Source organism: Arthrobacter sp. K41, from assembly GCF_059089645.1.
This window is the reverse complement of record NZ_JBNHEW010000002.1, coordinates 88,136-110,818: the sequence shown is the minus strand read 5'-3', so window position 1 is coordinate 110,818 and position 22,683 is coordinate 88,136. Positions and strand designations below refer to the sequence as shown.

Below are 22,683 nucleotides of genomic sequence, written 5' to 3'. Positions count from 1 at the left end.
CCTTCCTGCTGCCGCCCCTTCGACGCCCGATTGGAGCCGGACCATGGCTGTTTCCACCGCCGAAAACAAGGCGCCGTCACCCCTGCAACTGCAGTCCGTGCGGGCCACCCTGCGTTCCCCACGCAGGCTGAAGACGGAAGCCCTGGCCGGGCTGGTGGTGGCACTGGCCCTCATTCCCGAGGCCATCGCCTTCTCCGTCATAGCGGGCGTGGATCCGCGGATTGGCCTCTTTGCCTCGTTCACCATGGCGGTGACCATCTCCTTCGTGGGCGGCCGGCCCGCCATGATCTCCGCCGCCACGGGGGCCGTTGCGCTGGTCATTGCTCCCCTGATGCGCAGCCACGGGCTGGACCACCTGATTGCGGCCGTCATCCTTGCCGGCGTCTTCCAGATCCTCCTGGCCCTGGCCGGTGTCACCCGCCTGATGCGGTTCATCCCGCGGTCCGTCATGGTGGGCTTCGTCAACGCCCTGGCCATCCTGGTTTTTATGGCCCAGCTCCCGGAACTGATCGGCGTTCCCTGGCTGGTCTACCCCCTCGTGGTTGCCGGTCTGGTGATAGTGGTGGGACTGCCGAGGATTACGACGGCGGTGCCCTCGCCTCTGGTTGCCATCGTGGTCCTCACCGTGGTTGCCGTCCTGGCAGGACTGGACGTGCCCACCGTCAATGACAAGGGCCAGTTGCCGGAGAGCCTGCCGAACTTCTTCCTTCCCAATGTTCCCCTGACCTGGGAGACCTTTGAGGTCCTGGCCCCGTTTTCGCTCTCCATGGCGCTGGTGGGCCTGCTCGAATCCCTGATGACCGCCAAGCTGGTGGACGACATCACTGACACCCGTTCCAATAAAACCCGGGAATCATGGGGGCAGGGCGTTGCCAACATCGTCACCGGCTTTCTCGGCGGCATGGGTGGCTGCGCGGTGATCGGCCAGACCATGATCAACGTCAAGGGATCCGGGGCGCGCAGCCGCGTCTCCACCTTCCTGGCCGGCGTCTTCCTGCTGCTCCTCGTGGTGGTGCTCGGTGACGTGGTTGGCCTCATCCCCATGGCAGCGCTCGTCGCCGTCATGATTTTCGTCTCCGCCATCACCTTCGAATGGCACTCCATTGCCCCCCGGACGCTGCGGCGGATGCCCAAGTCTGAAACCGCCGTCATGCTGATCACGGTGGGCGTAGTGGTGGCGACGCACAACCTGGCCATCGGCGTCGGCGTCGGAGTACTGGCGGCGATGGCCATGTTTGCCCGGCGGGTGGCCCACTTCGTCACCGTTGAGAGGACGGTCCTCGAGGTCAATGGTAAAAACGTTGCCACGTACACCGTGGACGGCGAGCTGTTTTTTGCCTCGTCCAACGATCTGTACATGCAGTTCGAGTACGCCCTGGACGCCGAGCCCGGGATCAGCCGCGTGGTGGTGGACCTGCACGCCTCGCACCTGTGGGACGCCTCCACCATCGCCGTGCTGGACGCCGTGACGGAGAAGTACCGCCGGCACGGCCGCGAGGTGGAGCTGCTGGGCCTGAACTCGGCCAGCGTCCAGATGCGGGAACGGCTGGCCGGAAAGCTCACCGCCGGCAGCTGAAACCCTGCAGCCGGCCGGCAGTGCTAAAGCATCCGGTCGCTGCGGGCCACACGGTTCCGGCCCAACGACTTCGCTGTGTACAAAGCAGCGTCCGCCGCGGCGATGAGGCTGTCCACATCGGTTGTGCCGGTGTCGTACGTGGAGATCCCGTAACTGACTGTCGGCATTTCCATTGCCTCCCCCGCCGGCGCTGCCGCCAGCCGCCTGCTGATTTCTTCAGCGATCATCTCTGCCCGCTCAACACTGGTACCGGGCAAAAGCAGGACAAATTCCTCCCCGCCGTACCGTCCTACTAAATCGGTGGAGCGGACGGTACCGGTGCAGGCCTCGGCGAAGGCCTGCAGGGCGCGGTCCCCTGCTGCGTGGCCGTAGGTATCATTCACGGATTTGAAGTGGTCCAGGTCGGCCAGGATCAGGGCGCCGGAGCCACGGGTGATGGCCCGGTCCGCCAACTGCTCCGCCGCCAGTTCAAGGAACGCCTTGCGGTTGAGCAGACCGGTGAGGTCGTCCCGGGAAGCCACCACCCGGAGGGCCCTGGTCTGCTGTTCGCTGCTGAGCGCGGCCATGCTGAATGAGACCACTACCAAGAGCACCATTGTCACCATAGTGGTGACGGCAGACCCGAAAACGGTGACGAACGTGGGTCCGTCCTGGCCCTCCAGCAGGAAGGCAACCCAGCGCAGGAAGTAGAAGACCGACATGCCGCCGGCAGCCACGGCCATCGGAATCCGCACGCGCGAATAACCCGGCTCCAGCCGCCAGAGCTCGTGGGAGGCCAAGCCGATGGTCAGGGTCATGGCTCCCAGGAACACCGGCCCGCCGGACCACGTGTTGGTGGCCGGGCTGTCCAGGGCCGAGGCGACCAGGGTGACCAGCGGTATGCCTGTGAAGGCCCACTTCGGCGGCGGTATGGTCCGCAAGGAACGTGCACCTGCCCAGACCGCAACGCCGCCGTGAACGAGCAGCACGTTGCCCAGCGGGTTTGCCCATACCTGATGCGGGGTACGGTCCAGCAGGAAGCACGCGGAGCCGGCGAGGAAGAATATCAGCGCCAGGCACCACCATCCGCTGTACGGCGAGCGTGTGATCCGGTAGGCGGAAAAGTAGAAAAGGAGGACCAGAACCAAGGCCATCAGGCCAAACGCGATTCTTAGAGTCGCGGTATCCAGAACCATGTAACCGTCGTCCCCCCGATGCCGAAGTCATGCCGATCCCCAGTATTGCACCGGTCAGGGTGCCTGTCAGGGTAACGGCATCGGCATGTGCAGGGCCTACAGTTGCCAGACAGCCCGCAGGACAACCCCGAAAGGCACACCACATGCTCCTTCTTTTTGGTTTCAAGACAATGCTTAAGGCCCTCCCCGGCAAGGCGGCCACCTGCCAGTACTGCCGCTCGTTCGTGCACCACCACCTTGAGGAGCGTGCCACCAAGTTCACGCTGTTCTTTATTCCGGTGTTCACCACGTCGCGGTCCTACCAGATCACGTGCACAAACTGCGGCTATGTTTCGAAGATCTCCGCGCGGGAAAAGCGGGCGCTGGAGCTGCAGCGCTGACCAACCGGGACGCCGGGCCGCAGGCGGCCGGGCACTGGTTTCCAGAGTTCCCGGTGCCAGCGGAATGTCCCAAAGCTCTGGTGGAAGCCGCCGCCTGCAATTACAGTAGGACCGGATCCGCACCCCGAAACGGGAGGTGCCGGACAGAGCCGGAAGCCATGGGGCCGCAAACCTCGGACCTGAACCGGCGCCATGCGGGAAGGGAGGTGTTTTTGATGACTGTCACAGCCGTGCGCCCATTGCGCTCCGCGACCATCATCCAAACGCTTCCCCTGTACCGCACCGGCCCCGCCTGACCTCGGCGGAGCGCGCAACACCCAGGCCTGGACCGGCAGTGGGCAGGGGCTTTCCCCGAGGTACCACAGTGAACATATCTTCAGGCACCGCCCTGGACAGCACCTGCACCCCAGTCAACGGCCCGCTCCTCTACGGCTACACCCCCGCCGTCGCCCGGCACTTTCAAAACCATCCCCTCCCGGACGCAACTGAAGCGGGCCGGGTGGTCCGCGTGGACCGCAACCTGCTGCTCGTGGCGGCCGGCACGGACCTGCTGCACCTGCCCTATCCGTTGACGGGGGAAACGGCAGTCACGGGTGACTGGGTCTGGATCGGACCCAACCGCGCCGGTGAACGCCAGATCCTGGGCGTCCTTCCACGCCGTTCGGAGCTCAGCCGCAAGCGGGCTTTCGAGGACTCCTCGGCGGCGCAGGTCCTGGCCGCGAACATGGACATGGTGGGGGTGGTGGTGCCGGTGGACCGGCCGCTCACGCACAACCGCCTGGAGCGCACCCTCGTCGCGGCGTGGGACTCAGGTGCCACTCCCCTGGTCATCATCACCAAGGCGGACCTCGCCCAGGTGGCGGACGACGTCGTCGGCAAAGTCATTTTGCAGGCGGCGGGCGTGGACGTGGTCACCACGTCGGCCGGGAACGGTGACGGCATCGACGCGGTGCTGGCGCACATTCCGGCAGGCGGCACCATCGTCCTGCTTGGCCCCTCCGGCGCCGGAAAATCCACGCTCATCAACGCCATGGTGGGCCGCGACGTCCAACACACCGGTGAGGTGCGCTCCGGCGACTTCAAGGGGAAGCACACCACCACGGCGCGGGAACTCGTGCCGCTGCCGAACGGAAGGGTCCTGATGGACACTCCAGGGGTGCGGGGCTTCGGATTGTTCGACGCCGAGGACGGCATTGGCGAGATGTTCGGCGACGTGGAAGTACTGGCGGGCCAGTGCAGGTTTGCGGACTGCGCCCACCAAAGCGAGCCCGGCTGCGCGGTGCAGCAAGCCCTTGCCGACGGCGGGCTGGATGAACGCCGCTGGCACAACTACCTGAAGCTGCAGCGCGAGCTGGCCGCCCTGGCCCGCCGCAGCGACGCCGCCGCCCAGCGCGCCCATCAGCGGGAGTGGCATCAAAAGGTGGTGACGGCGGGCAAGTCCCAACGGTGGGCGGAACGTGAGACGGCCGAGCGGAAGGACAGGTCGGGACGCAAACGCCGCTGAACAGCCGGCCGGTAAGGTGCCGTCCGCCGGGCAGTTACAGCTCCGGGGCATGCTCCCCGGGCAGCGCGCCCTCGTCTTCCGGGTGCCGCTTCAGGTTCAGCAGCGCCAGCGCCAGGCCGCCCCATACCGTGAGGATGGCGATGATCATCATTGTGATGGCGATGGGAGTCATCGTGACGTCTCCTCCTTCTCCTCGGCCACCATGGATTGGTACTCCGGGTCGTGGTGCGCTTTCGAACTCCGGCTCCAGGGAATGAAGGTCAGGACCAGCGCCAAGACCACCAGTCCACCGGCCATGCCCCAGCCGAACAAGCCCACGAACCACTCGGGATAACCCTCATAGGTGGCCGATATCTTGCTGATGAATTCGTTTGACACCATGTAGATCAACGCGAGCGGCACCACACCGGCCACCAGTCCCATCCACGTCCGGCGCATCTTGATGGTTGATACAGTGTTGAGGTGGGCTGACAGCAGCGGCAACTTTCGCAGGAACCATGCCAGTACCACCACGGTCACCAACGCGCCGAGTGTGATGCCGAAGCTGTTGACGAACGCATCGGAGGTGTCGAGGAGGTACAGGCCCGTTGCGGTGGGGAAAAGCGCCAGGGAAACGGCAGCTACGAGGCCGCTGACAACCACTGAAGCTTTGACCCGCCCCCACCCGAGCTTGTCCTGAACCGCTGCGACAATAACCTCCAGCACCGAAATGAGCGACGTAACTCCCGCGAACACCAAAGATCCGAAGAACAGCACGCCCATGGCAGCGCCGAAAGGAGCCTGGGAAACAATGGTTGGAAAGGCGACAAATGCCAGGCCGATGCCTTGGGTCACGACGTCGTTGACCCCCGCCCCGGCGGCCTGGGCCATGAACCCCAGGGCGGCGAACACGCCGATGCCTGCCAGAATCTCGAATCCCGAATTTGCGAAGGCAACCACCATGCCCGAACCCGTAAGGTCCGTCCTGCGCTTCAGGTAGGAGGAATAGGTGACCATGATGCCGTAGCCCACCGAAAGTGAAAAGAAGATGTGGCCGTACGCCGCAGCCCAGACGGACGGATCGGCCAGGGCAGACCAGTCCGGGGTGAAGAATGCGTTTAGTCCTTGTGCGGCGCCCGGGAGAAACAGTGATTGGACCACAAGCAGTACAAACATCACCACCAACAGCGGGAGCAGGATCGAGTTCGCACGTGAGATGCCCTTACGGATTCCGGCCACCATGATGATGATGACTGCCATCCAGATCAGCAGCAGCGGGAAGAACACGGACGGCACGTAGCTGAACCCGACTCCCGGCGCGTCGGCTACCTGAAGGAAGCTTCCGAAAAAGTAACCCTCGGCGTCGTCGCCCCATGCCTCCGTAAAGGAAAAAAAGGTGTACATCAGGGACCACGCGATGATCACCGCGTAATACGCCGCGATGACAAAGCACACCAGAACCTGCCACCATCCCAGCGGCTCGGCAACGCGGTGGAGCCGGCGATAGGCAAGGGGTGCTGAGCCGCGGAACTTATGGCCCACGGCATAGTCGAGGAACAGCAACGGGATGCCTGCGGTCAGCAAGGCCACAAGGTACGGGATGAGGAAGGCGCCGCCGCCGTTGTCGTAGGCAATATACGGAAACCGCCAAATGTTGCCTAGTCCCACTGCTGATCCGATGGCAGAGAGGATAAAGAGTCTCCGGGTTGAAAAGGTCTCGCGCTTCGCTGGTTCGGCGGAGGTTTCTGGCCGGTTCATGGAAAGCTCTCTCTCACGTGGAGGTGGATGTCCGGTTCAGTGGGCTATGCGGGGACTTTACTGCGGATGTCTCCCTCCGGGAAGCCCCTGCGCAAGTCCCGCCCGGAAGGGGGGAAACGGCGGCGGGACCTTGGTCCTGCCCGGGGAGTAGGGTTCCGTCATGGACATCATCCTGGTACCCGGTTTCTGGTTGGACGCCTCATCCTGGGAGGAGGTAACGCCGATCCTGGACGCTGCCGGCCACCGGACGCATCCGCTCACCCTTCCCGGCCTCGAATCCGTGGAAGCCAACCGGGCCGGGGTGGGGTTGCAGGACCATATCGACGCCGTGGTGTCCGCCATCGATGCCCTGGAGGGCAAGGTTGTCCTCGTGGGGCATTCCGGCGGCGGTGCCATCATCCACGGTGCCCTTGATGCGCGGCCGGACAAGGTGGCGCGCGCCATCTACGTGGACAGCGGCCCGCTTGGCGAAGGGGGCGTTATCAACGACGAACTGCCTGCCGACGGCGACGACGTGCCACTTCCGCCGTGGGACAGCTTCGAGGAGGCGGACCTCGTGGACCTTGATGACGGGCTGCGCGACGCCTTCCGTGCCCGTGCCATCCCCCAGCCCAAAGGCGTCGCCTGCGACCAGCAGCACCTGGGCGACGAGCGCCGGTACGGCGTTCCCGCCACTGTGATCGCCTGCGAGTTTCCTTCCTCAATGCTGCAGGAATGGATCGACGCGGGGCACCCCTTCGTTGCTGAACTGGCCCGGATGCGGGACGTTGAGTATGTGGACCTCCCCACCGGACATTGGCCCCAGTTCACAAAACCGGCGGAACTGGGCCGTGCCATCCTGGCGGCGGTGGAGCGGACCCGGTAACGACGCCGTCGTTATTGTCGCCCCGCCGCTGTACACTCGAAGCATCGAACATATATTCGAATAAGGGTGTGTTGTGGGCGTTATTGTCGGTCCCCGCGTGATAGATGCGGGCCTTTCTTTGCAGCTGGCATGGGTGTCCCCGGTGCCCGTGGCGGCGGGCTATCCCTCGCCCGCCCAGGATTACTTTGACGGCCGGATAGACCTGAACGAGCACCTGATCAAGGACATCACCAGCACCTTCGTGGTCCGGGTCACCGGCGACTCCATGGAGCGCGCAGGCATCAGCGACGGCGACGAACTCATCGTCAACAGGGCCCTTGAGCCCAAAGACGGCTGCGTGGTGATCGCCGTCCTTGACGGGGAACTGACGGTCAAGCGGCTCCGCGTCACGGCAACGGGCGTGGTGCTGCAGGCCGAGAACCCTAAATACCCGGACATCAAGGTTTCCGCGCTGAGTGAGCTGACCATCTGGGGCGTCGCAACCCGATGCCTGCACCATGTCTGAGGGGCATCAATGACCAGGCCAGCCATCATGCGGCAGATGCCGGAGATTGCGCACGTGGACGTGAACTGCTTTTACGCCAGCGCCGAGCGCGCCTTTGATCCCTCCCTCGAGGGAAAACCGCTGATCGTACTCTCCAACAATGACGGCTGCGCCGTCACCCGCTCCCCTGAAGCCAAGGCCCTCGGCATCGCGACCGGCGAGCCCTGGTTCAAGCTCGCCCCGCATGCGAAGGAATGGGGCCTGATTGCGAAGTCCAGCAATTACGAGCTCTATGGCGACATCAGCGCACGCGTCATGGAACTGCTGGGCCGGTACTCCGCCTGGCTGGAGGTTTACAGCATCGACGAAGCCTTCCTGGGGGTCAAAGGAACCCCGGAATACCTGCTGGAGCTTGGCCGGACCGTAAAGGCTGCCGTTGCCCGGAATATCGGTGTCCCCGTCTGTGTAGGCATCGCCCGCACCAAAACGCTGGCTAAGCTGGCTAACCAGTGGGCCAAGCACAACCCCGCGTTCGGCGGCGTCTGCCGTTGGGATTCAGTGCCCGCGGAGCAGCAGGAGGCACTGATGGCGAGGCTCTCCGTGGTGGAGATCTGGGGTGTGGCGGCGCGGATCACCAGGCGCCTGAACACCATGGGCATCCATTCCATCCTGGACCTCAAGCGCGCCGATCCCGTCCTGATCCGCGATCGTTTCTCGGTGGTGATGATGCGTACAGTGCTGGAACTGCAGGGGACACCGTGCATCCCCATGGAAGAAGCACGGGTGGGCCGTGACCAGCTGATTTTCTCCCGCTCGTTCTCAACTCCCATTACCAAAGCCCAGGATCTGCGGCAGGTGCTCAGCATCTACGCCCAGATGGCCAGCGGCCGGCTTGCCAAACACGGTCTGCAGGCGAAGATACTCACCGCGTTCGCCGGAACGTCCCAGTTCAATCCACAGGGTACGTCCTTTCCCTCGGTGTGCGTTCCGCTTCCCATGCCGACGGCCGATCCCGTCATCCTCACGAAGGCTGCCCACGCACTGCTGCCCGCCGTCATCGACGGCACCAAGTACGCGCGCGCCGGAATCATGGTCACGGACCTGCGGCCAAGCGGCAACCAAAAACCGCTCGAACCCTTCGAGAACCCGCACGAGGAAAGGCACATCGGGCCACTACTGGAGGACATCACCCGCCGGTACGGCCGGGGCTCCATCGGGCTGGGCCACGCCGGAATCCGCGGCGGCCCAGATTGGGCCATGAAGAGGGGCATGCGCTCCCCCAGGTACACCACCCACTGGGACGAGCTCCCACTCGTTAAGGCTGCCTAGCGGCGCATACGCCTTCGGTTGATGCTGATGCCTGGTGCGCGCCACCCGGGAACCACCCCGGGTGGCGCATAAACCCTAAGCTTCGTCCTCTGCGCTGACCGGATCCTCGATCAACAGGGCGGTGCCCTGGTACGCACCAAGTTCGATGAAGAAACTGTGCAGGTCATCCACCTGGCCCACCGTCTCCTCGGTGAAGAGGTCCTGCACCTGGGCGCCGGCCTCCAGGTGGGTGGAGTGGACGCTGCCGGTGATGCTTTCGCCGGAGAAGTTCAGGACGGTCACCTGAATCTGCCCGGATGCCAGGCGGTGCACCATCACCAGCAGACCGCGGTGTGAAACGTCCGGAACATCCAGGAGCAGGCTGGTGGCAATCCCCCACTCCTCACGCACTTTGAGGATCTTTTGGAGCCGCCGGGCGAAGGACTGGTCGTCCTTAAGCTGCTCCGGAAGCGGGCCGTACAGGCTGCGGGCCCGCGGCATTCCCGACGCCGAGACGGTGGCTTCGGCGTTGGTGCCCATCAGGTCGTGCGCACCCCGGTTGATCCACCGAGTATCGCCTTGGGCCGTAAGTTCTGCGACCTGCGCCCGGTCAAGCGTAGTCATGCCCACCATGTCCCAGCCGGAGAGCGCGAAGACCCCAGGCTGGAGCGCGTTATACATGGCCAGGAGCAGGTGGGCTTCCCGCACCGTCTCAATCTGCTCGTCGGTAAGCGCGGAAATGTCCTTGATGCCCAGGGCCGCTGTGATGACGCTGACGGTTGTGCAGGCGATGCCGTTGGTGGTGAACACGGCGTTGTACGGGCCGTTCTCCCCCGTGAGCGCGTTCCGCAGCGTCTCCTGGACATGTTCGGTCAGCTCCGTGCCGGTCAACTCGGAACCACCCAGCTCAAAGACGTCATCCTTGTGCCGGGTAGCAAAGTGCACCAGCTCGTAGGTCAGTTCGTCGTGGTTCTGCAGCGCGTGCACCAAAGACGCCTGGTCCACGCCGATCTCCATCGCCAGCTTCAGGGTCAGGCGCAGGAATTCGGTGTCCTGCGTGACCAGGGCGTAGTGGTAACCGGGCCGGGTGATGAAGTCGTAGGACAGATCCGGGCCGGTTTCCGAGGTCGCCTTGATGTCGTCGATGGTGAGGTTCAGCTCCTGGAACGTGAACCCTCCCACCTTGCGCACCATGCTGCCGATGAGCTGGTTGGCTGCCTCGGAGAGCGGGTGTCCTTCAGACCAGCCGGGCTGTTCCTCGGCGCTCTTCTCCACGCCAAGGAAGCCGTTGGCATCCAGCCGCAGCGCACCGGTGCCCAGGTCCAGCAGCGAGTGCAGCGCGTCGCCCACCACCAGGCGCATGCCGGAGAACGTTGGATCCAGCCAGTTGATGGAGGGCTGCCCCGCCTTGAAGTAGTGCAGGTATACCCACCGGCGCTTCTGCCCGGTGGTATCCACGATGGCCCGGGTGGCGCTCCAGTTGGTTTCCTTCACGCCGGGCTCGTAGAAGATGACACGCTGCAGCTTCCCGATGATGTACCCGGCCTTCTGCAGGGCCTGCTCAGCGTCAGGGCTGATGTTCACCGAGTCCTCGCCGGGCGGAACGTCCGGCAGCAGGTGCCAGTCCGATTCGGGAATGTCGATCATGTGGTAAATCCCGGGATAGTCCCGGTAGTTCATCTCGGCGAGGCGGAAGTCTGCGCCCTTGCCGGTGTGTCCCGGAACGATGTCATCGATGATGGTGCCGTCATGTTCGCCGGCCACCTCGCACATCCGGCGGAACTCGTCCTCCGAGCCGAACAGCGGGTCGATGGCCATGCTGATGCGGTCGAAGTGGCCGTCTACGCTGGGCGTCTCTGCCCACCCCTGCAGCCCGCCGGCCTTTTTCACCGGCCCGGTGTGGATGGCGCGGATGCCGATCTCACGGAAGGTCTTCCACAGTTCCGGGTCGCCGAGCGCCCCCAGGAAGGATTGTCCCGGCGTCGTCATGAAGGACAGCGGATAGGCTGTGAACCAGACCGAGGCGCGTTCGACGGCGGACCGGGGGTTGGGGTGCGCGAAGGAGTGCTGCCACATGCTCGCCTGCCCTGACAGCTGCCGCGCCATGACGTTGGCGTCGCCAAGCATGGCCTGGTTCCGCAGCCACTCCACATACGTCTTGTTGAGACCGTCGAGTTCCAGCGACGGCGCATTGGCAAAGTACTGCCGGCGGCGGGCCACAGGCCGCAGCGCCTTGGGACGTGCAGGGTAGAACTTCTCATCGAAGGTGATTTCCGGCGCCTCGTGGGCCTCCATGAGCTCTGCAGCTTCGGCCGCCTCCAATTCAGTCACACCGCCGGCCTCCTCCGCTGGCTCCACTGCATCCCCCTCAGAGACACTGGCGGTAGCTTTTCCCAGTTCAGACACTGAGTTCCTCCCTCAACTCGACTTCATTCCACTCTGCCATGATTCAACCCCCGGCCGAACGGCGGCGGGCGATGAATTTCGGTGAGCGGCGGCTTAGGGAGTCCGTACCCGGGAAGGCCCATGGACATGCACCGGACGCAACGGAACCGTCAAACGTGTTGCACGGGCCTGCGCACAGCCGGCGGCGAGCGTCTTGACTTGCCGGTTGTGAGCGCTGACAGTTGAGGAGGCCGTCACCCATCCCCACCGGAAGTTGATTTAGTTGAAGAACTGGGCAGGAAACCTCGAATACTCCTCCGCCGCCGTTGAACGGCCGGAGTCTGTGGCGGAGCTGGCACGTATTGTGCAGCGGGCGGGCCGGGTCAAGGCTTTGGGATCACGCCACTCCTTCAACCGCGTGGGCGACACTGACGGCGTGCACGTGCTGCTTGATGCCCTGCCCCGTGACATCAGGCTGAATCCCGGGAACAACACCGTGAAGGTCAGTGGAGGCGTCAGCTACGGCACCCTGTGCCGCACCCTTGAGCAGTCGGGGTTCGCCATTCACAACCTGGCATCACTGCCTCATATCTCCGTGGCAGGTGCCGTGCAGACGGGAACCCACGGCTCGGGAGTAAACAATCCGTCGCTGGCCGAAGCGGTGCAGTCCCTGGATCTGGTCCGGCCCTCGGGCGAATCGGTCACGCTTTCGCGCGGGGACGGCGACGAGTTCCTGGCCAGTGTGGTGGGACTGGGCGCGTTGGGAATTGTTACCGGGCTCGAATTGGCCGTGCAACCCAGTTTTTGCATGCGCCAGCGGGTCCTGGAGAACCTGCCGTGGAACCGGGCGCTGGCGGACTTCCCGGAACTCATGTCCAGCGCGTACAGCGTGAGCCTTTTTACGGACTACGCCGGTGACACGATCAGCCAGGTGTGGCTCAAGGCGCTGGACTCGCAGCCCGCGTTGGAAGAACTGTACGGCGCCACTGCCGCCCGGCGGGCCAGGCACCCGCTGCCTGACATGTCAGCCGAGAACTGCACCATCCAGCTTGATGAGCCGGGGCAGTGGCTGGACCGGTTGCCGCACTTCCGGCACGAGTTCACCCCGAGCAAGGGCGAGGAACTCCAGAGCGAATTCATCCTGCCGCTGAAGCACGCGCCGGCAGCCCTGCATGCGGTCCGCACCCTTGCGGACCGGCTCGCACCGCTGCTGTTTGTCTCGGAAGTCCGAACCGGAGCCGCGGACGAATTCTGGTTGAGCCCCTTCTACCAGCAGCAAAGCGTTGCCCTGCACTTCACCTGGAAGCCCCTGCAGGCCGAGGTGGAAGCTGTCCTCCCGGAACTCGAGAACCTGCTCAAGCCCTTTGGCGCCCGTCCGCACTGGGGCAAGCTCTTCTCCCCCGACGGCCACGACTGGGAGACGCTGTACCCCCGCTTCGCCGACTTCCGCACGATCGCCGCCGGGCATGATCCCGAGGGCAAGTTCCGCAACGGCCTGCTCGATTCGATCCTCAGCGTCCCGGCTGCTAGCGCCCGCTGACAAAGGGTCCGACGGCGGGCGTCCACCCGCCGTCGGACCCTTTGGTTAATTACCGGTCCTGCCAGCCCGCAGGCAGCGGCCCGTCCAGGAACGTGGTGACTACGTCCAGTACCAAAGCCGTCCTGGAGAGCCCGAAAAAATGTGTCGTACCGGGAAAAACCGCCAGCTGGGACGCCGGCACGCCCTCAAAGTCGCCGTTCACATCTCCCCCGCGCAGCTGCAGGAACCGCACAGCGTGCTCGAGCTTAACCATGTCGCAATCACCAACCGTGATCAGGGTCGGAGCGGTGATGCCGCGGATCTCGTCGTCACTCCATCCGCTGGCGCCGGCATCGTAGCCACCGAGCTTGTCCAACAGCCCCTGCAGGTGCTCGCGGTCCGGATGGGGAGAAACGGCCAGGTAGCGTTGTTCCATCGGGGTGCCGGCGATCATGTCGACCGTCATCGAGGACACTTCTCCGGCGTTTTCCCCCCTGTCGCCCTCGGGCCGGAAGGACACGGACGATGCGATAAGTTTGCGGACGCGTTCCGGGTGGTTAACCGCCAGGTGCAGCGCCACCGCTCCCCCGACGCTGAAGCCGAAGACGTCCACCTGCGGGACGTCCAGGTAATCCAGGAGTCCGAGGACATCGGAGGCCAGGTCGCGGGTGTTCAGTGGACGGTCGATGTCGTTGGTCCGGCCGTGACCCTGAAAGTCCGTGGCGATAACCCTGCGGCCTTCGGATAAGCCCGGCAGCAACGCACCGAATTGCTGCTCGATGTCGAACAGCCCGCCGTGCAGGAGCAGCAGCGGCGTGCCGCCGGCCCCGTGCAGCTCGTAGTACAACTGCAGTCCGTTGACCGGGGCAAACCCTGTATCGGGCGCTGCCGTCACTTGCTCAGACATCTGGTCCTCCGTCCGTTGTCGGGCCATCCCAGCCTCAGGTTTCCACCCGGCGGAACCGGATGCGGGCACCGATGGGGACCTGCCCCGCGAGATCCAGCTGGTGGTCCACCACCACGCCAATGACGGGGTATCCCCCGCTGACAGGGTGATCGGCAAGGAACAGGACCGGCATGCCCTCCGGCGGAACCTGGAGGGCGCCGGACACGGTACCTTCGCTGGGCAGCTCTCCCTCCCGGCTCCGTTGAAGCGCATTGCCCGCCAGCCGCATCCCCACCCTGTTGGACCGCGGAGTGACCTCCCACTCCTGGCTATAGAACGATTCCACCTCGGCGGCGTCGAACCAGTCCTCCCGCGGCCCGGGCACCACATCGAGCACGGTCACACCCTGACCCGGGAAATCGGGTTGCAGCTCCGGACTGCTGACGGCCTGGGACACGGTGGCGTTGCCGGCAGGGACGACGTCTCCCGCCCTCAGCGGCGCGGGACCGAGGCCGGACAATGTGTCGGTGGAACGGCTACCAAGGACTTGCTCCACCTCGATGCCGCCACGGACGGCAAGGTAGCTTCGGAATCCCCGTTCCGGTGGGCCGATCACCAGTTCTTCACCGTCAAGCAACGCAAAAGGTTCCGCGACGGTTATATTCCTTTGCACGTACGAATTCTCTTCCTGGGAGTTCTCATTGGCCCGGCGCCCAGTGACAGAGATTTGCCCGGGCGCTCCTGTAACAGCCATGATCAGGTCGCCGACAGCCTGCACCGCCAACCCCCCCGCCACGGTTTCCACCACCGCGGCCGACGGCAGGTTACCCACCAAGCGGTTGGCGCGGCGCAAGGAGGAACGGTCCAGGGCGCCGGCAGCACCAACCCCCAAGCCGGCACGCCCGGGGCGGCCGAGGTCCTGGACAAGGCTTTGCAGCCCCGGTGACAGAATCCGCAGCCCTGAGGTCGTGGCCTTCCCGGCAGCGTCCCCGCCCCAGGCAGCAGCGGTGGGGGCAGCAGCCCAAGCCGCCACCTCAATCAGGTCCCGGACGGGCCGGAACTGGACCCGGTCCCCCGGAGCGGCAAGCGCGGGCTGTTCCCGGCCCAGGTCCCACATGCGGGCAGATGTTCGGCCGATCAGCTGCCAGCCGCCGGGTGACTGCCGCGGATACACCGCGGAATAGATTCCGGCCAGCGCCACCGAGCCCGCCGGGACAGCCGTCCGGGGCGAGGGTTGCCGCGGGACCTCAAGCACCTGGTTTTCGCCCACCATGTACCCGAAACCGGGAGCGAAACCACCAAAGGCCACTGTCCATACCTGTCCGCTGTGCGCGGCAACAACCCCGTCCGGTCCCAGCCCGGTCAGCGTGCCCACCTCGGCGAGGTCTTCACCGTCGTACACAGTATCGATGTCCACCAGCCTGCCCTCCGCCCGGGCCTCCACCGCCAGATCCAAGGCCAGCAGGAGCGCCGGCATAGCCCGGGCCATGCATGCAGATTCCGCCGTCACCAGCACTGTTTCGGCGGCTGCCAGGACATCCACCTGGCCTGGCAGCGGCTGCTTCAGCAGTAATGCCTGCAGGGCCAGCACCGCCGGAAGTCCGGAAAGCTCGGCGAGTACCGCGGCCGTGCCCACGGCCCGCACGGACAGCACCTTCAGTCCCGTGGACTGGGCGGGGAAAGCCGGTGGACCGGAAGCAGACGGCGATGGCTCCATAGGAACCTCATAGTACGCGGAACGCCGGCGATGGCGATTGCTAGGCTGGAGGCATGATCCGCCGCCTTGCCGCCCTGTCCGCCGTCCCCTTCTTGCTGCTGCTTGCCGGCTGCGGTGCCGTAGAGGAAGCCGCCGGCAATGCTGCCAGCGACGCCGCCTCAAAGGTGGCTACGGCTGCCGCCGACGAGGTAAACCGGCAGGTTTGCGCGGTGATCCAGGACGGTGTTGTCAGCGTGGAGGACAAGAGGGTGCTCGGCGGCCTGGTGTCAGCTGCCCGTACGGCCGGTGTCCCGGCAGAAATTACGACGCCGCTGGGCCAGATTGCGGAGGCCGGGGACCAGGTGCCGGCGGAGTCCGTCCAGGCCCTGAAGGATGCCTGCGCAGCCTAACCGCGGATCCCTCCACACCCCCTTTTAGCCGCCGCGTCCTGGTGCTACGGTGAATTGACGAACTAGTAAGCCTGTGATACTAATCACGTGCGAAGGAGATCGTCATGGCTGAACAAGCTGACCCGCACCCCAACATCCTTAAACCCGCTGCAGCTCCGCGCTTCACCCGTAAAGGGGAGGCGGCACGATGACCGGCAGCATGAAGGAGTACGCGGACCTGTACAGGATGGCAGGCCCCTGGTGCACTGCATACGTGGACGCGGGAACCGGCACCGTTGACACCCTCGAGGCGGCCGACGTCCGGCCCGGCAACACCAGGGCCGCGCTGGAAGCTGCGGGTGCAACCGAAGCGGACCTCGACGCCATTGCGCAGGCCCTGCAGCCCCTTATCAAGCACCGGCCCGAGGAATTTCCCCATGTAGTGGCCGAAGTGAGCCGCGAACACGGGGAGATCCGGCTGCACTACGCCGGTGCCGGCGCTCCTGCCAGCACCCAGGAGGTGCAGGGCGAAAGCGAACACGTCAGCAAGTTCCAGGGCGGGGGCTGGGCCCACCTCCGCTTCCAGCACCACACCGAGGATGTCTGGCGCCGCAATGCCGACCAGGTGGCTGAAGAGATCGACCGGGTGGTGGGCAGCAGCGGTGCCCGGCTGATAGTCCTCGCAGGAGATATCCACGCCCGCAGGCTGGTGCAGGAGCAACTTTTCAAGGCGAGCCAGGCCCTGGTGTCAATGGTGGATTCGCACACGCATACAGCGGGTGCCGACCAAACCCTCCTCGAGGACCAGGTCAACCAGCGGGTGGCAGAACAGTGGGCCGCCGAACAGCAGGACATCATGGAGCGGCTGGCCATGCAGGAGGGCCAGGCGAATCCTGAGTCCGCCACCGGAATCGGCGCAGTGGTGCACGCACTGCAGCAGGCACAGGTGGACGTGTTGATTCTGGACGACGCCGCCCTCTCGGAACGGACCTTGCTGGCACTTGACGCAGAGCCGTGGATTGCCACTGCCGAGGAAGAATCGCTGAACGCCAATGTCCTGGGCAGCGTCCCCGCACCGGCAGCCCTGCTCCGGGCCGCTGCGCTCACCGACGCCCGGATTCTGCTGGTCCCCGGCCCCGTCCTGCCGGACGGCGTGAACGTGGCCGCCCTGCTCCGGTGGCCCACCGGCCCAACGGTGCCGTCATCCTGAACGCAAATAACGCAAGCGCGAGGAAGGTGAATCATGGCAACTTCTAATGAAAACCAGGACCCTGTCCCCGGTGGTGTCATCATCCCTCAAGAGGACGCACTGCCGAACCCCACCCGGACGGGCCACGGCAAGATGCCGGAAGACATAGACGACGACGTATACGAAGCAGCAGCGGACCAGGAGCGCGTTGCGGCCGGTCTTGCCGACTACGCACCCAGGGATGTCCCGCCGGCTACCGATCCGCTGCCGCCCGAAGCATCAGCTGCCGCAGACCTTGCCCAGCGGGGGCTGTTGGACAACAACGATGCCACTGGGAACCAGGAGAACAACAAATAGAGAAGAGCGAGGAGGGCGGGGCCGAACAGCTCCGCCCTCCTCGTTGCTGTCACTGACGCGGCTGGTCCAGGCCGCGCACGCCGGCGGCCCGTCCGCCGTGGGGGCGGCGCATGTTCCTGTGCTCGGGGGCAACGAAGGGAACCACTTCCGGATCCCGGCCAGCCGGCAGCGCGCGGATAAATTTCGACAGCTCCTCCTGCAGGACCGCCCAGGAGATATCCGGATCATCCGGGTAGGCATCAATCTCCGCCTGTCGCGCCGCCTCAAGTGCTGCCTTGCCGGCCTGGGTGAGTTCGACCTTAAATTGCCTGCGGTCCGCCGCATGGCGGTTCCTGCTGATATGCCCGGACGCCTCCAGCCGGGTGAGCACCCGGCCCAGGGTTTGGCTCTGCACCCGGACCACTTCTGCCAGCTGCTCCTGGTTCAGTGGCCCGGCGGCCAGCCCTTCCAGCGCTATGACAGCCGCCCGGGTCAAACCTAGGGGCGCCAGAGCATCATCCTGACGCCGCTGAACCAGACGCGCCGCCAGCGTGATAAGGCGGTAGCTGTTCCGGGCATCCGGATCAAGATTGCTGGTCATCGGCCGCGGCCTTCCTGTAGGTGGCGAAGTGCGGGTGCCATCACCCCTTCATGCGTCGCTACCTACCTACAATAAGCATGCTTAGCATCCGGTTCGCAAGTAGGCTTACTATCGCCTCCATCAGGAAGGCCATATGCCGGGCCCAAAAACACACCCCTTGCAAACCAAATGGAAAGTGTGCTTAGTATCTAAGTAGTAACCCTGCTTACTAACGACAGCCAGCATCGCTGGTTCTTGATCGCAAGCTGAGCCTTTCTGAAAGAGAGCATGATGACAGAGAACCAATGGCCCCAGACCCCCAACCCTGCTGTTTCCGATCCGTACGGCGCATCAGAGGTTGGCGCTGAAGACACCTTCGCCACCACAGGCACTCAGGATTCCGGCACCAGCTCCAAGAAGCAGGCCGCCAAGGAAGAGGCGTCGAATGTGGCCGGCCAGGCAGCATCGGCGGCGCAGGGTGTGGCGCAGACCGCGAAGGAAGAAGTGGCCAACGTCGCTTCCGAGGCGAAGTCCAGTGCGCAGGATCTGCTGTCGCAGGCCAAGTCCGGGCTTTCCAGCCAGGCCGGCACCCAGCAGCAGAAGGCTGCCGAGGGGATCCGCACCATTTCCAGCCAGCTGCAGAGCATGGCTGATGCCCCGGATCAGCCGGGCATTGCCAGTGACCTGATCCGCCAGGCCGCGGACCGTACCTCCTCTATTGCTTCCTGGGTTGAGAACAAGGATGCGGCCTCGCTGTTGAGCGAGGTCCAGACCTTCGCCCGCAACAAGCCCGGCACTTTCCTGCTGCTGGCCGCAGGCGCCGGCATCCTCGCAGGCCGCCTCACCCGTGGGCTCACCGCCGGAGCTGCCGGTTCGCAGAGCGGGTCCGCGCAGTCCCTCCCGGCCCAACGGCCGGTCGGGGTTCCGCAGGCAGCGCCGCTCCGGCAGGAGACTGTGTTCGCCGCAGGAACCAGCACAGACCTCTACGACGAGCCCGTTGTAGGTGCCGGAGCGCCGGTCTCTACAGCCTCCCTGCCCTCGGGCACCGCAGAGGACACGCCCCTTCGGTTCGAGGATGACCCCTACCAGACGAGGGAAGGACGCCACCTGTGAGTAGCCAAATTCCGGAGCCTGCTCCGAGTGAGGCGCATGTGAAGGCGGACAACGCGTCCCTGGGTGAGTTGCTCGGTGATGTCACCCGGGACCTGTCCACCCTGATGCGCCAGGAAGTCGCCCTCGCCAAGGCCGAGCTGAAGCAGTCCGCCACGAAGGCAGGCAAGGGCGGCGGGATGCTCGCCGGCGCCGGCGTGGCCGGGCACTTCGTCCTGGTGTTCCTGTCCCTGGGGCTGATGTTCGCCCTGGGCGCGCTGATGCCGCTGGGCTGGGCCGCTGTGATCGTCGCCGTGATCTGGGGCATCATCGCCGCGGTCCTGGCCTCGATCGGCCGCAAGGAACTCAAACAGATCCAGGGCCTGCCCCAGACGGGCGAAACACTTTCTGAAATTCCCCCAACCCTAAAACCAGGTGAGGTAAACCGATGAGCGATAACCCGGATGCAATCCGTCAGGAAATCGAAGAAACCCGTGCGCGCCTCGGCACCAACGTCGACGCGGTCGCGGACAAGGTCACCCCGGCCAACGTTGTCCAGCGCCAGACCGACAAAGTCAAAGACACCGTGAAGGACGCAGTCAGCGGGGCTAAGGAGAAAATCATGGGAGCAGCAGACACCGCCACCTCCACCGTCCAGGACAAGGTCACCTCGGCCACCTCCACCGTCCAGGACAAGGTCTCCTCCGGGACCGGGCACACCGGGAACGCCCTGCACAGCACCGGCGATACCCTCCACGGGGCCAAGGACAACGTCAGCGCCAAACTCTCCGACGCCGGAACCGCGATCTCCCACGCACCGGCACAGGTCAAAGCCCAGGCCCAGGGCAACCCGCTGGCCGCCGGGCTGATCGCGTTCGGCGCCGGGATGCTCATCTCCTCCCTGATCCCGGCCAGCCAGAAAGAACGCGAAGCGGCCCAGCAGCTCAAAACCGCTGCCGAACCCCTGGCCGGAAAGGTCACCGACGCCGCCAAAGACGTCGTCCAGGACCTGAAGGAACCCGCCCAGGAAGCCATCCAAAGCGTCAAGGCCACCGCCACTGACGCCGCCCAAAACGTCAAAAACGAAGGCCAAAGCGCCGTCACCGACGTCAAAGACCGCGCCACCGACGCCAAAACCAACGTCCAAAACACCTAAGAACGTTTAGGTACCAGAAAGGCCGGCTCCGTATGGAGCCGGCCTTTCTGCGTCTCCTGGGCAGGTGCTAACGTTTGCCCTTCTTCCGGGAACCTTTGCCCCGGCCCTTGTCCGGGTTGGGCGCGTAGCGCTGGGCCACCTTCGGAGCTTTCTTGGTACCGCTGCCACGCCGGTCCGGCTTCGGCTCCTTCTTCGCCTTAACAGGTTGGGCGGAGGGCTGCCGGGAACTCTGGGCAGTACGCCCGCGGACAATTCCAATAAATTCCTCGATGACCTCATCCGTGGAATCAACAGGCCAGGCAACAGCTATCCCGGTGGCGGGTGCGCCCGTAAGCCGCCTCGCTACAGTGTCCTTGACGTTGAAATGCCGGGCCACTGACATGGGTAGACTTACCAGGCCGGCGCCGGTGGCCACCACCTGCAGCGCAGCCTCCGGGCCACCCAGCGCGGCAACATCGAGGAATGCCTCCTGGTCCAGGTCCTCCAATGCCACTTCCTCGAACACCGAAATCTCGTGTCCCTTGGGCGCAACCACCACAGGTTGCTCCTCATACAGCGGAATCACGTTCAGGCCTTCGCGCTCCACCGGGAGGCGGACGAAGCTGAGGTCCGCTGAACCGTCACGCAGCACCTCAACCTGCGCGCCGTCGTCGGACATAAATGCCTGCAAGGGAACGTCCTGCACCCGTTCTTCCCACCGGCGGATCCACTTGCCGGGGGTCACTCCCGCAACGTAGGCGATGCGGAGCACGCGGGGGGCGTCCGGTTCAGCCGGGTGGGCAGAGCCTGCAGGACCGGCGTCTGTCTGGGGAGTGTTGTCGGTGGGCACGTCTTCACAGTACCGTCCGCCCGGATACCCTTGAAGCATGACCTCTGCAAACTCCCAGTCCATGAAGCCGGCCACCGTTGCCAAGAAACTTGGCATCTACCTGCCCGCAACACCGCAGGAGTTCCAGGATTCAACCATCACCCGCGCCGAGTTCGCCGAGCTTCAGGCCAACCCGCCGGAGTGGCTGGCCGAGCTGCGCCGCAATGGCCCGCACCCCCGGCCCGTGGTGGCCCAGAAGCTGAACGTGTCCATCAGCGGCCTGGCCCGCAGCGGCGTGGAGGAAGCGTTGACGACGGCGGAAATCACCTCGCTGCTCCAGGCTCCCCCCGCGTGGCTGGTCAGCGAGCGCGCCACACACGCAGCAGTCCGGGCCGAAGCACAGCGCGTGAAGGAAGAATCCGCGAAGAAGGACGCCAAGCGGGCCCGCGCCCAGGCCGAGTAATTCAGCGGAAACTCAGTCCTGGTGCAGCTGGATGAAGTTGCCGCAGCCGTCGTCGAACACTGCGCTGATTCCGGAGGGGTCTTCGGCCGGTCCGCTCTTGAAGCTGACTCCCGACTTCACCAGCCGCTCGTACTCCGCCTGAACGTCCGGGACGCCAAAAACAATTGCAGGCAGGCCGGCTTTGTGCAGCCCGTTCGTGTAGTCCGCGGCTATCGGGTTGTCGCTGGGTTCCAGGAGCAGGCCCACTGATCCTGCGTCCGCGCCGGGGTCCTTGATGATGAACAGGTTGTACTCGGGCATGGCCATCAGCGTCTCAAAGCCGAGAGTCTCCGTATAGAAGGCATGGGCGGCCGCAGGGTCCTGGACGTGGATGCTGCACATTTTGAGTCTCATGGTCCCAAGGTACGGCCCGGCGGGCAGGCCGGATAGCCCCTTTGCTTCCCCTGCTTGGGACTTCCGTGGCCATTGACCGTGGCGTGGCGAGGCGCTGGAATGGAAGGACCAGCCCGGCGTTTCCCGCCGGGCCTGTGGACGTGGAGGTGCAACGTGGCGGCGGTCGCAGAATCCCTGTTCCAAGGGGCGTGGATCCTTCTGTTATGCGGATCTGTGCTGGTCACGAGTGTCGCGGCCACCGTTTTCCTGGTACGACGGCGGGCTTTGGCCGCGCCGGAGGCAGAACCTGGGCGTTCGGACCAGTTGTTTTGGGACCTCTTCCTCGGCTCGGCTGTTGCCCTGCCCGCGCTGCTCATTCCCGCCCTCACGTCCGCCTGGGCGGGACTCTTCCTCGCCGGCGCGGCCGTGGCCGCCGGCGCCGCCGCCTACCGGGGAAGCCCAAGGCTGGCGGCCTGGCTGTCCGTTCGCCGGCAGCGCCGGGAGTACCTGCCCCTGCACACAGCCGCGCAGGCTGAACACGGCGTGCTGCTGGAACGCTGGCGCCGGTACGAGCTGGATCCTGCGTACTGTATTGACTACCCCGGGATGACCGATGTTCGGCTGCCGGAGACGGCCGCCGTCATTAAAGCCATGCGGGAGGCGGAGCAGCTCCGGGCCGCGGGACAGCAGGGGTACCCTCCCGCCGTCGAACGCCTTGGCCGTGCCCTCGCGGAGGCTGAACGCGCGGCAGGAATCCCGGCAGCCGGCCCCTAAGTTATCCTCCGG

Annotated in this window: 24 protein-coding genes; 15 read left to right on the top strand and 9 right to left on the bottom strand. The window is 65.0% G+C overall.

What is annotated here, in order from left to right; translation table 11 throughout:
• Window positions 1-43 precede the first annotated feature (43 nt).
• Window positions 44-1,576 carry a SulP family inorganic anion transporter gene (locus AC5RTE_RS04790; RefSeq protein ID WP_494040262.1) on the top strand — a complete coding sequence of 511 codons (1,533 nt, stop codon included), beginning with the start codon at window positions 44-46 and terminating at the stop codon, window positions 1,574-1,576.
• Between the two features lie 23 nt (window positions 1,577-1,599).
• Here the strand turns inward: AC5RTE_RS04790 and AC5RTE_RS04785 are convergent, their stop codons facing one another.
• Window positions 1,600-2,751 (bottom strand): GGDEF domain-containing protein, encoded by a 1,152-nt coding sequence (locus tag AC5RTE_RS04785; RefSeq protein ID WP_494040261.1) that lies wholly within the window; start codon window positions 2,749-2,751, stop codon window positions 1,600-1,602.
• Between the two features lie 143 nt (window positions 2,752-2,894).
• Between AC5RTE_RS04785 and AC5RTE_RS04780 the strand changes: the two genes are divergently transcribed.
• Together AC5RTE_RS04780 and rsgA are read left to right on the top strand one after the other, a co-directional pair.
• Window positions 2,895-3,131, top strand: a complete 237-nt coding sequence (locus AC5RTE_RS04780; RefSeq protein ID WP_494040260.1) for a zinc-ribbon domain-containing protein — start codon at window positions 2,895-2,897, stop codon at window positions 3,129-3,131.
• Between the two features lie 364 nt (window positions 3,132-3,495).
• The gene (gene rsgA, locus AC5RTE_RS04775; RefSeq protein WP_494040259.1) at window positions 3,496-4,635 is read left to right on the top strand and encodes a ribosome small subunit-dependent GTPase A; all 1,140 of its coding nucleotides are present in this window, start codon (window positions 3,496-3,498) and stop codon (window positions 4,633-4,635) included.
• A 34-nt stretch (window positions 4,636-4,669) separates the two neighbouring features.
• Here the strand turns inward: rsgA and AC5RTE_RS04770 are convergent, their stop codons facing one another.
• A complete protein-coding gene (locus AC5RTE_RS04770; protein ID WP_494040258.1) occupies window positions 4,670-4,807 on the bottom strand; it encodes a methionine/alanine import family NSS transporter small subunit in 138 nt (45 codons plus the stop codon).
• Window positions 4,804-6,372, bottom strand: a complete 1,569-nt coding sequence (locus AC5RTE_RS04765) for a sodium-dependent transporter (protein WP_494040257.1) — start codon at window positions 6,370-6,372, stop codon at window positions 4,804-4,806. The genes AC5RTE_RS04770 and AC5RTE_RS04765 overlap by 4 nt, the downstream gene beginning before the upstream one ends.
• A 160-nt stretch (window positions 6,373-6,532) precedes the next feature.
• On the opposite strand from AC5RTE_RS04765, the gene AC5RTE_RS04760 reads away from it, so the two are divergent.
• From AC5RTE_RS04760 to AC5RTE_RS04750, 3 genes are all read left to right on the top strand, one after another.
• Window positions 6,533-7,237, top strand: a complete 705-nt coding sequence (locus AC5RTE_RS04760) for an alpha/beta fold hydrolase (RefSeq protein ID WP_494040256.1) — start codon at window positions 6,533-6,535, stop codon at window positions 7,235-7,237.
• A gap of 73 nt (window positions 7,238-7,310) precedes the next feature.
• Window positions 7,311-7,742: a LexA family protein gene (locus tag AC5RTE_RS04755; protein ID WP_494040255.1), complete on the top strand. Its 432-nt coding sequence runs from the start codon at window positions 7,311-7,313 to the stop codon at window positions 7,740-7,742.
• A 9-nt stretch (window positions 7,743-7,751) separates the two neighbouring features.
• A complete protein-coding gene (locus tag AC5RTE_RS04750; protein WP_494040254.1) occupies window positions 7,752-9,050 on the top strand; it encodes a Y-family DNA polymerase in 1,299 nt (432 codons plus the stop codon).
• Between the two features lie 75 nt (window positions 9,051-9,125).
• Here AC5RTE_RS04750 and treS read toward each other — a convergent pair whose 3' ends face one another.
• A complete protein-coding gene (gene treS, locus AC5RTE_RS04745) occupies window positions 9,126-11,324 on the bottom strand; it encodes a maltose alpha-D-glucosyltransferase (protein WP_494040774.1) in 2,199 nt (732 codons plus the stop codon).
• A 373-nt stretch (window positions 11,325-11,697) separates the two neighbouring features.
• Here treS and AC5RTE_RS04740 point away from each other — a divergent pair, with 373 nt between their 5' ends.
• Entirely contained in the window at window positions 11,698-12,954 is a 1,257-nt protein-coding gene (locus tag AC5RTE_RS04740; RefSeq protein ID WP_494040253.1) for a D-arabinono-1,4-lactone oxidase, read from the top strand.
• Window positions 12,955-13,003: 49 nt separating this feature from the next.
• Here the strand turns inward: AC5RTE_RS04740 and AC5RTE_RS04735 are convergent, their stop codons facing one another.
• Both AC5RTE_RS04735 and AC5RTE_RS04730 read right to left on the bottom strand, forming a co-directional pair.
• On the bottom strand, window positions 13,004-13,840 hold the full coding sequence (locus tag AC5RTE_RS04735) for an alpha/beta fold hydrolase (protein ID WP_494040252.1): 837 nt from the start codon (window positions 13,838-13,840) through the stop codon (window positions 13,004-13,006).
• Between the two features lie 34 nt (window positions 13,841-13,874).
• Complete coding sequence (locus AC5RTE_RS04730; protein WP_494040251.1) at window positions 13,875-15,536, bottom strand: 5-oxoprolinase subunit B/C family protein; 1,662 nt, start codon at window positions 15,534-15,536, stop codon at window positions 13,875-13,877.
• 53 nt (window positions 15,537-15,589) lie between these two features.
• Here AC5RTE_RS04730 and AC5RTE_RS04725 point away from each other — a divergent pair, with 53 nt between their 5' ends.
• The 3 genes from AC5RTE_RS04725 to AC5RTE_RS04715 all read left to right on the top strand — a co-directional run bounded on the left by AC5RTE_RS04725 (window position 15,590) and on the right by AC5RTE_RS04715 (window position 17,450).
• The gene (locus AC5RTE_RS04725; protein ID WP_494040250.1) at window positions 15,590-15,925 is read left to right on the top strand and encodes a hypothetical protein; all 336 of its coding nucleotides are present in this window, start codon (window positions 15,590-15,592) and stop codon (window positions 15,923-15,925) included.
• Between the two features lie 187 nt (window positions 15,926-16,112).
• On the top strand, window positions 16,113-17,114 hold the full coding sequence (locus tag AC5RTE_RS04720) for a baeRF2 domain-containing protein (RefSeq protein WP_494040249.1): 1,002 nt from the start codon (window positions 16,113-16,115) through the stop codon (window positions 17,112-17,114).
• 33 nt (window positions 17,115-17,147) lie between these two features.
• Entirely contained in the window at window positions 17,148-17,450 is a 303-nt protein-coding gene (locus AC5RTE_RS04715; protein WP_494040248.1) for a hypothetical protein, read from the top strand.
• A 49-nt stretch (window positions 17,451-17,499) separates the two neighbouring features.
• On the opposite strand, the gene AC5RTE_RS04710 is transcribed toward AC5RTE_RS04715, so the two are convergent.
• Window positions 17,500-18,030: a MarR family winged helix-turn-helix transcriptional regulator gene (locus AC5RTE_RS04710; RefSeq protein ID WP_494040247.1), complete on the bottom strand. Its 531-nt coding sequence runs from the start codon at window positions 18,028-18,030 to the stop codon at window positions 17,500-17,502.
• 270 nt (window positions 18,031-18,300) lie between these two features.
• Between AC5RTE_RS04710 and AC5RTE_RS04705 the strand changes: the two genes are divergently transcribed.
• From AC5RTE_RS04705 to AC5RTE_RS04695, 3 genes are read left to right on the top strand one after another with little or no spacing between them, the layout of a single operon-like run.
• The gene (locus tag AC5RTE_RS04705) at window positions 18,301-19,122 is read left to right on the top strand and encodes a hypothetical protein (RefSeq protein WP_494040246.1); all 822 of its coding nucleotides are present in this window, start codon (window positions 18,301-18,303) and stop codon (window positions 19,120-19,122) included.
• The gene (locus AC5RTE_RS04700; RefSeq protein ID WP_494040245.1) at window positions 19,119-19,550 is read left to right on the top strand and encodes a phage holin family protein; all 432 of its coding nucleotides are present in this window, start codon (window positions 19,119-19,121) and stop codon (window positions 19,548-19,550) included. Before AC5RTE_RS04705 ends, AC5RTE_RS04700 begins: the two co-directional genes overlap by 4 nt.
• On the top strand, window positions 19,547-20,254 hold the full coding sequence (locus tag AC5RTE_RS04695; RefSeq protein WP_494040244.1) for a DUF3618 domain-containing protein: 708 nt from the start codon (window positions 19,547-19,549) through the stop codon (window positions 20,252-20,254). Before AC5RTE_RS04700 ends, AC5RTE_RS04695 begins: the two co-directional genes overlap by 4 nt.
• 67 nt (window positions 20,255-20,321) lie before the next feature.
• Here the strand turns inward: AC5RTE_RS04695 and AC5RTE_RS04690 are convergent, their stop codons facing one another.
• Window positions 20,322-21,158 (bottom strand): LysR substrate-binding domain-containing protein, encoded by an 837-nt coding sequence (locus AC5RTE_RS04690; RefSeq protein ID WP_494040243.1) that lies wholly within the window; start codon window positions 21,156-21,158, stop codon window positions 20,322-20,324.
• On the opposite strand from AC5RTE_RS04690, the gene AC5RTE_RS04685 reads away from it, so the two are divergent.
• Window positions 21,121-21,525, top strand: a complete 405-nt coding sequence (locus AC5RTE_RS04685; protein WP_494040242.1) for a DUF5997 family protein — start codon at window positions 21,121-21,123, stop codon at window positions 21,523-21,525. The genes AC5RTE_RS04690 and AC5RTE_RS04685 overlap by 38 nt on opposite strands.
• A 12-nt stretch (window positions 21,526-21,537) precedes the next feature.
• Here the strand turns inward: AC5RTE_RS04685 and AC5RTE_RS04680 are convergent, their stop codons facing one another.
• Window positions 21,538-21,918, bottom strand: a complete 381-nt coding sequence (locus AC5RTE_RS04680; protein ID WP_494040241.1) for a VOC family protein — start codon at window positions 21,916-21,918, stop codon at window positions 21,538-21,540.
• 153 nt (window positions 21,919-22,071) lie between these two features.
• Between AC5RTE_RS04680 and AC5RTE_RS04675 the strand changes: the two genes are divergently transcribed.
• A complete protein-coding gene (locus AC5RTE_RS04675; RefSeq protein ID WP_494040240.1) occupies window positions 22,072-22,671 on the top strand; it encodes a hypothetical protein in 600 nt (199 codons plus the stop codon).
• The last annotated feature ends 12 nt before the right edge of the window (window positions 22,672-22,683 follow it).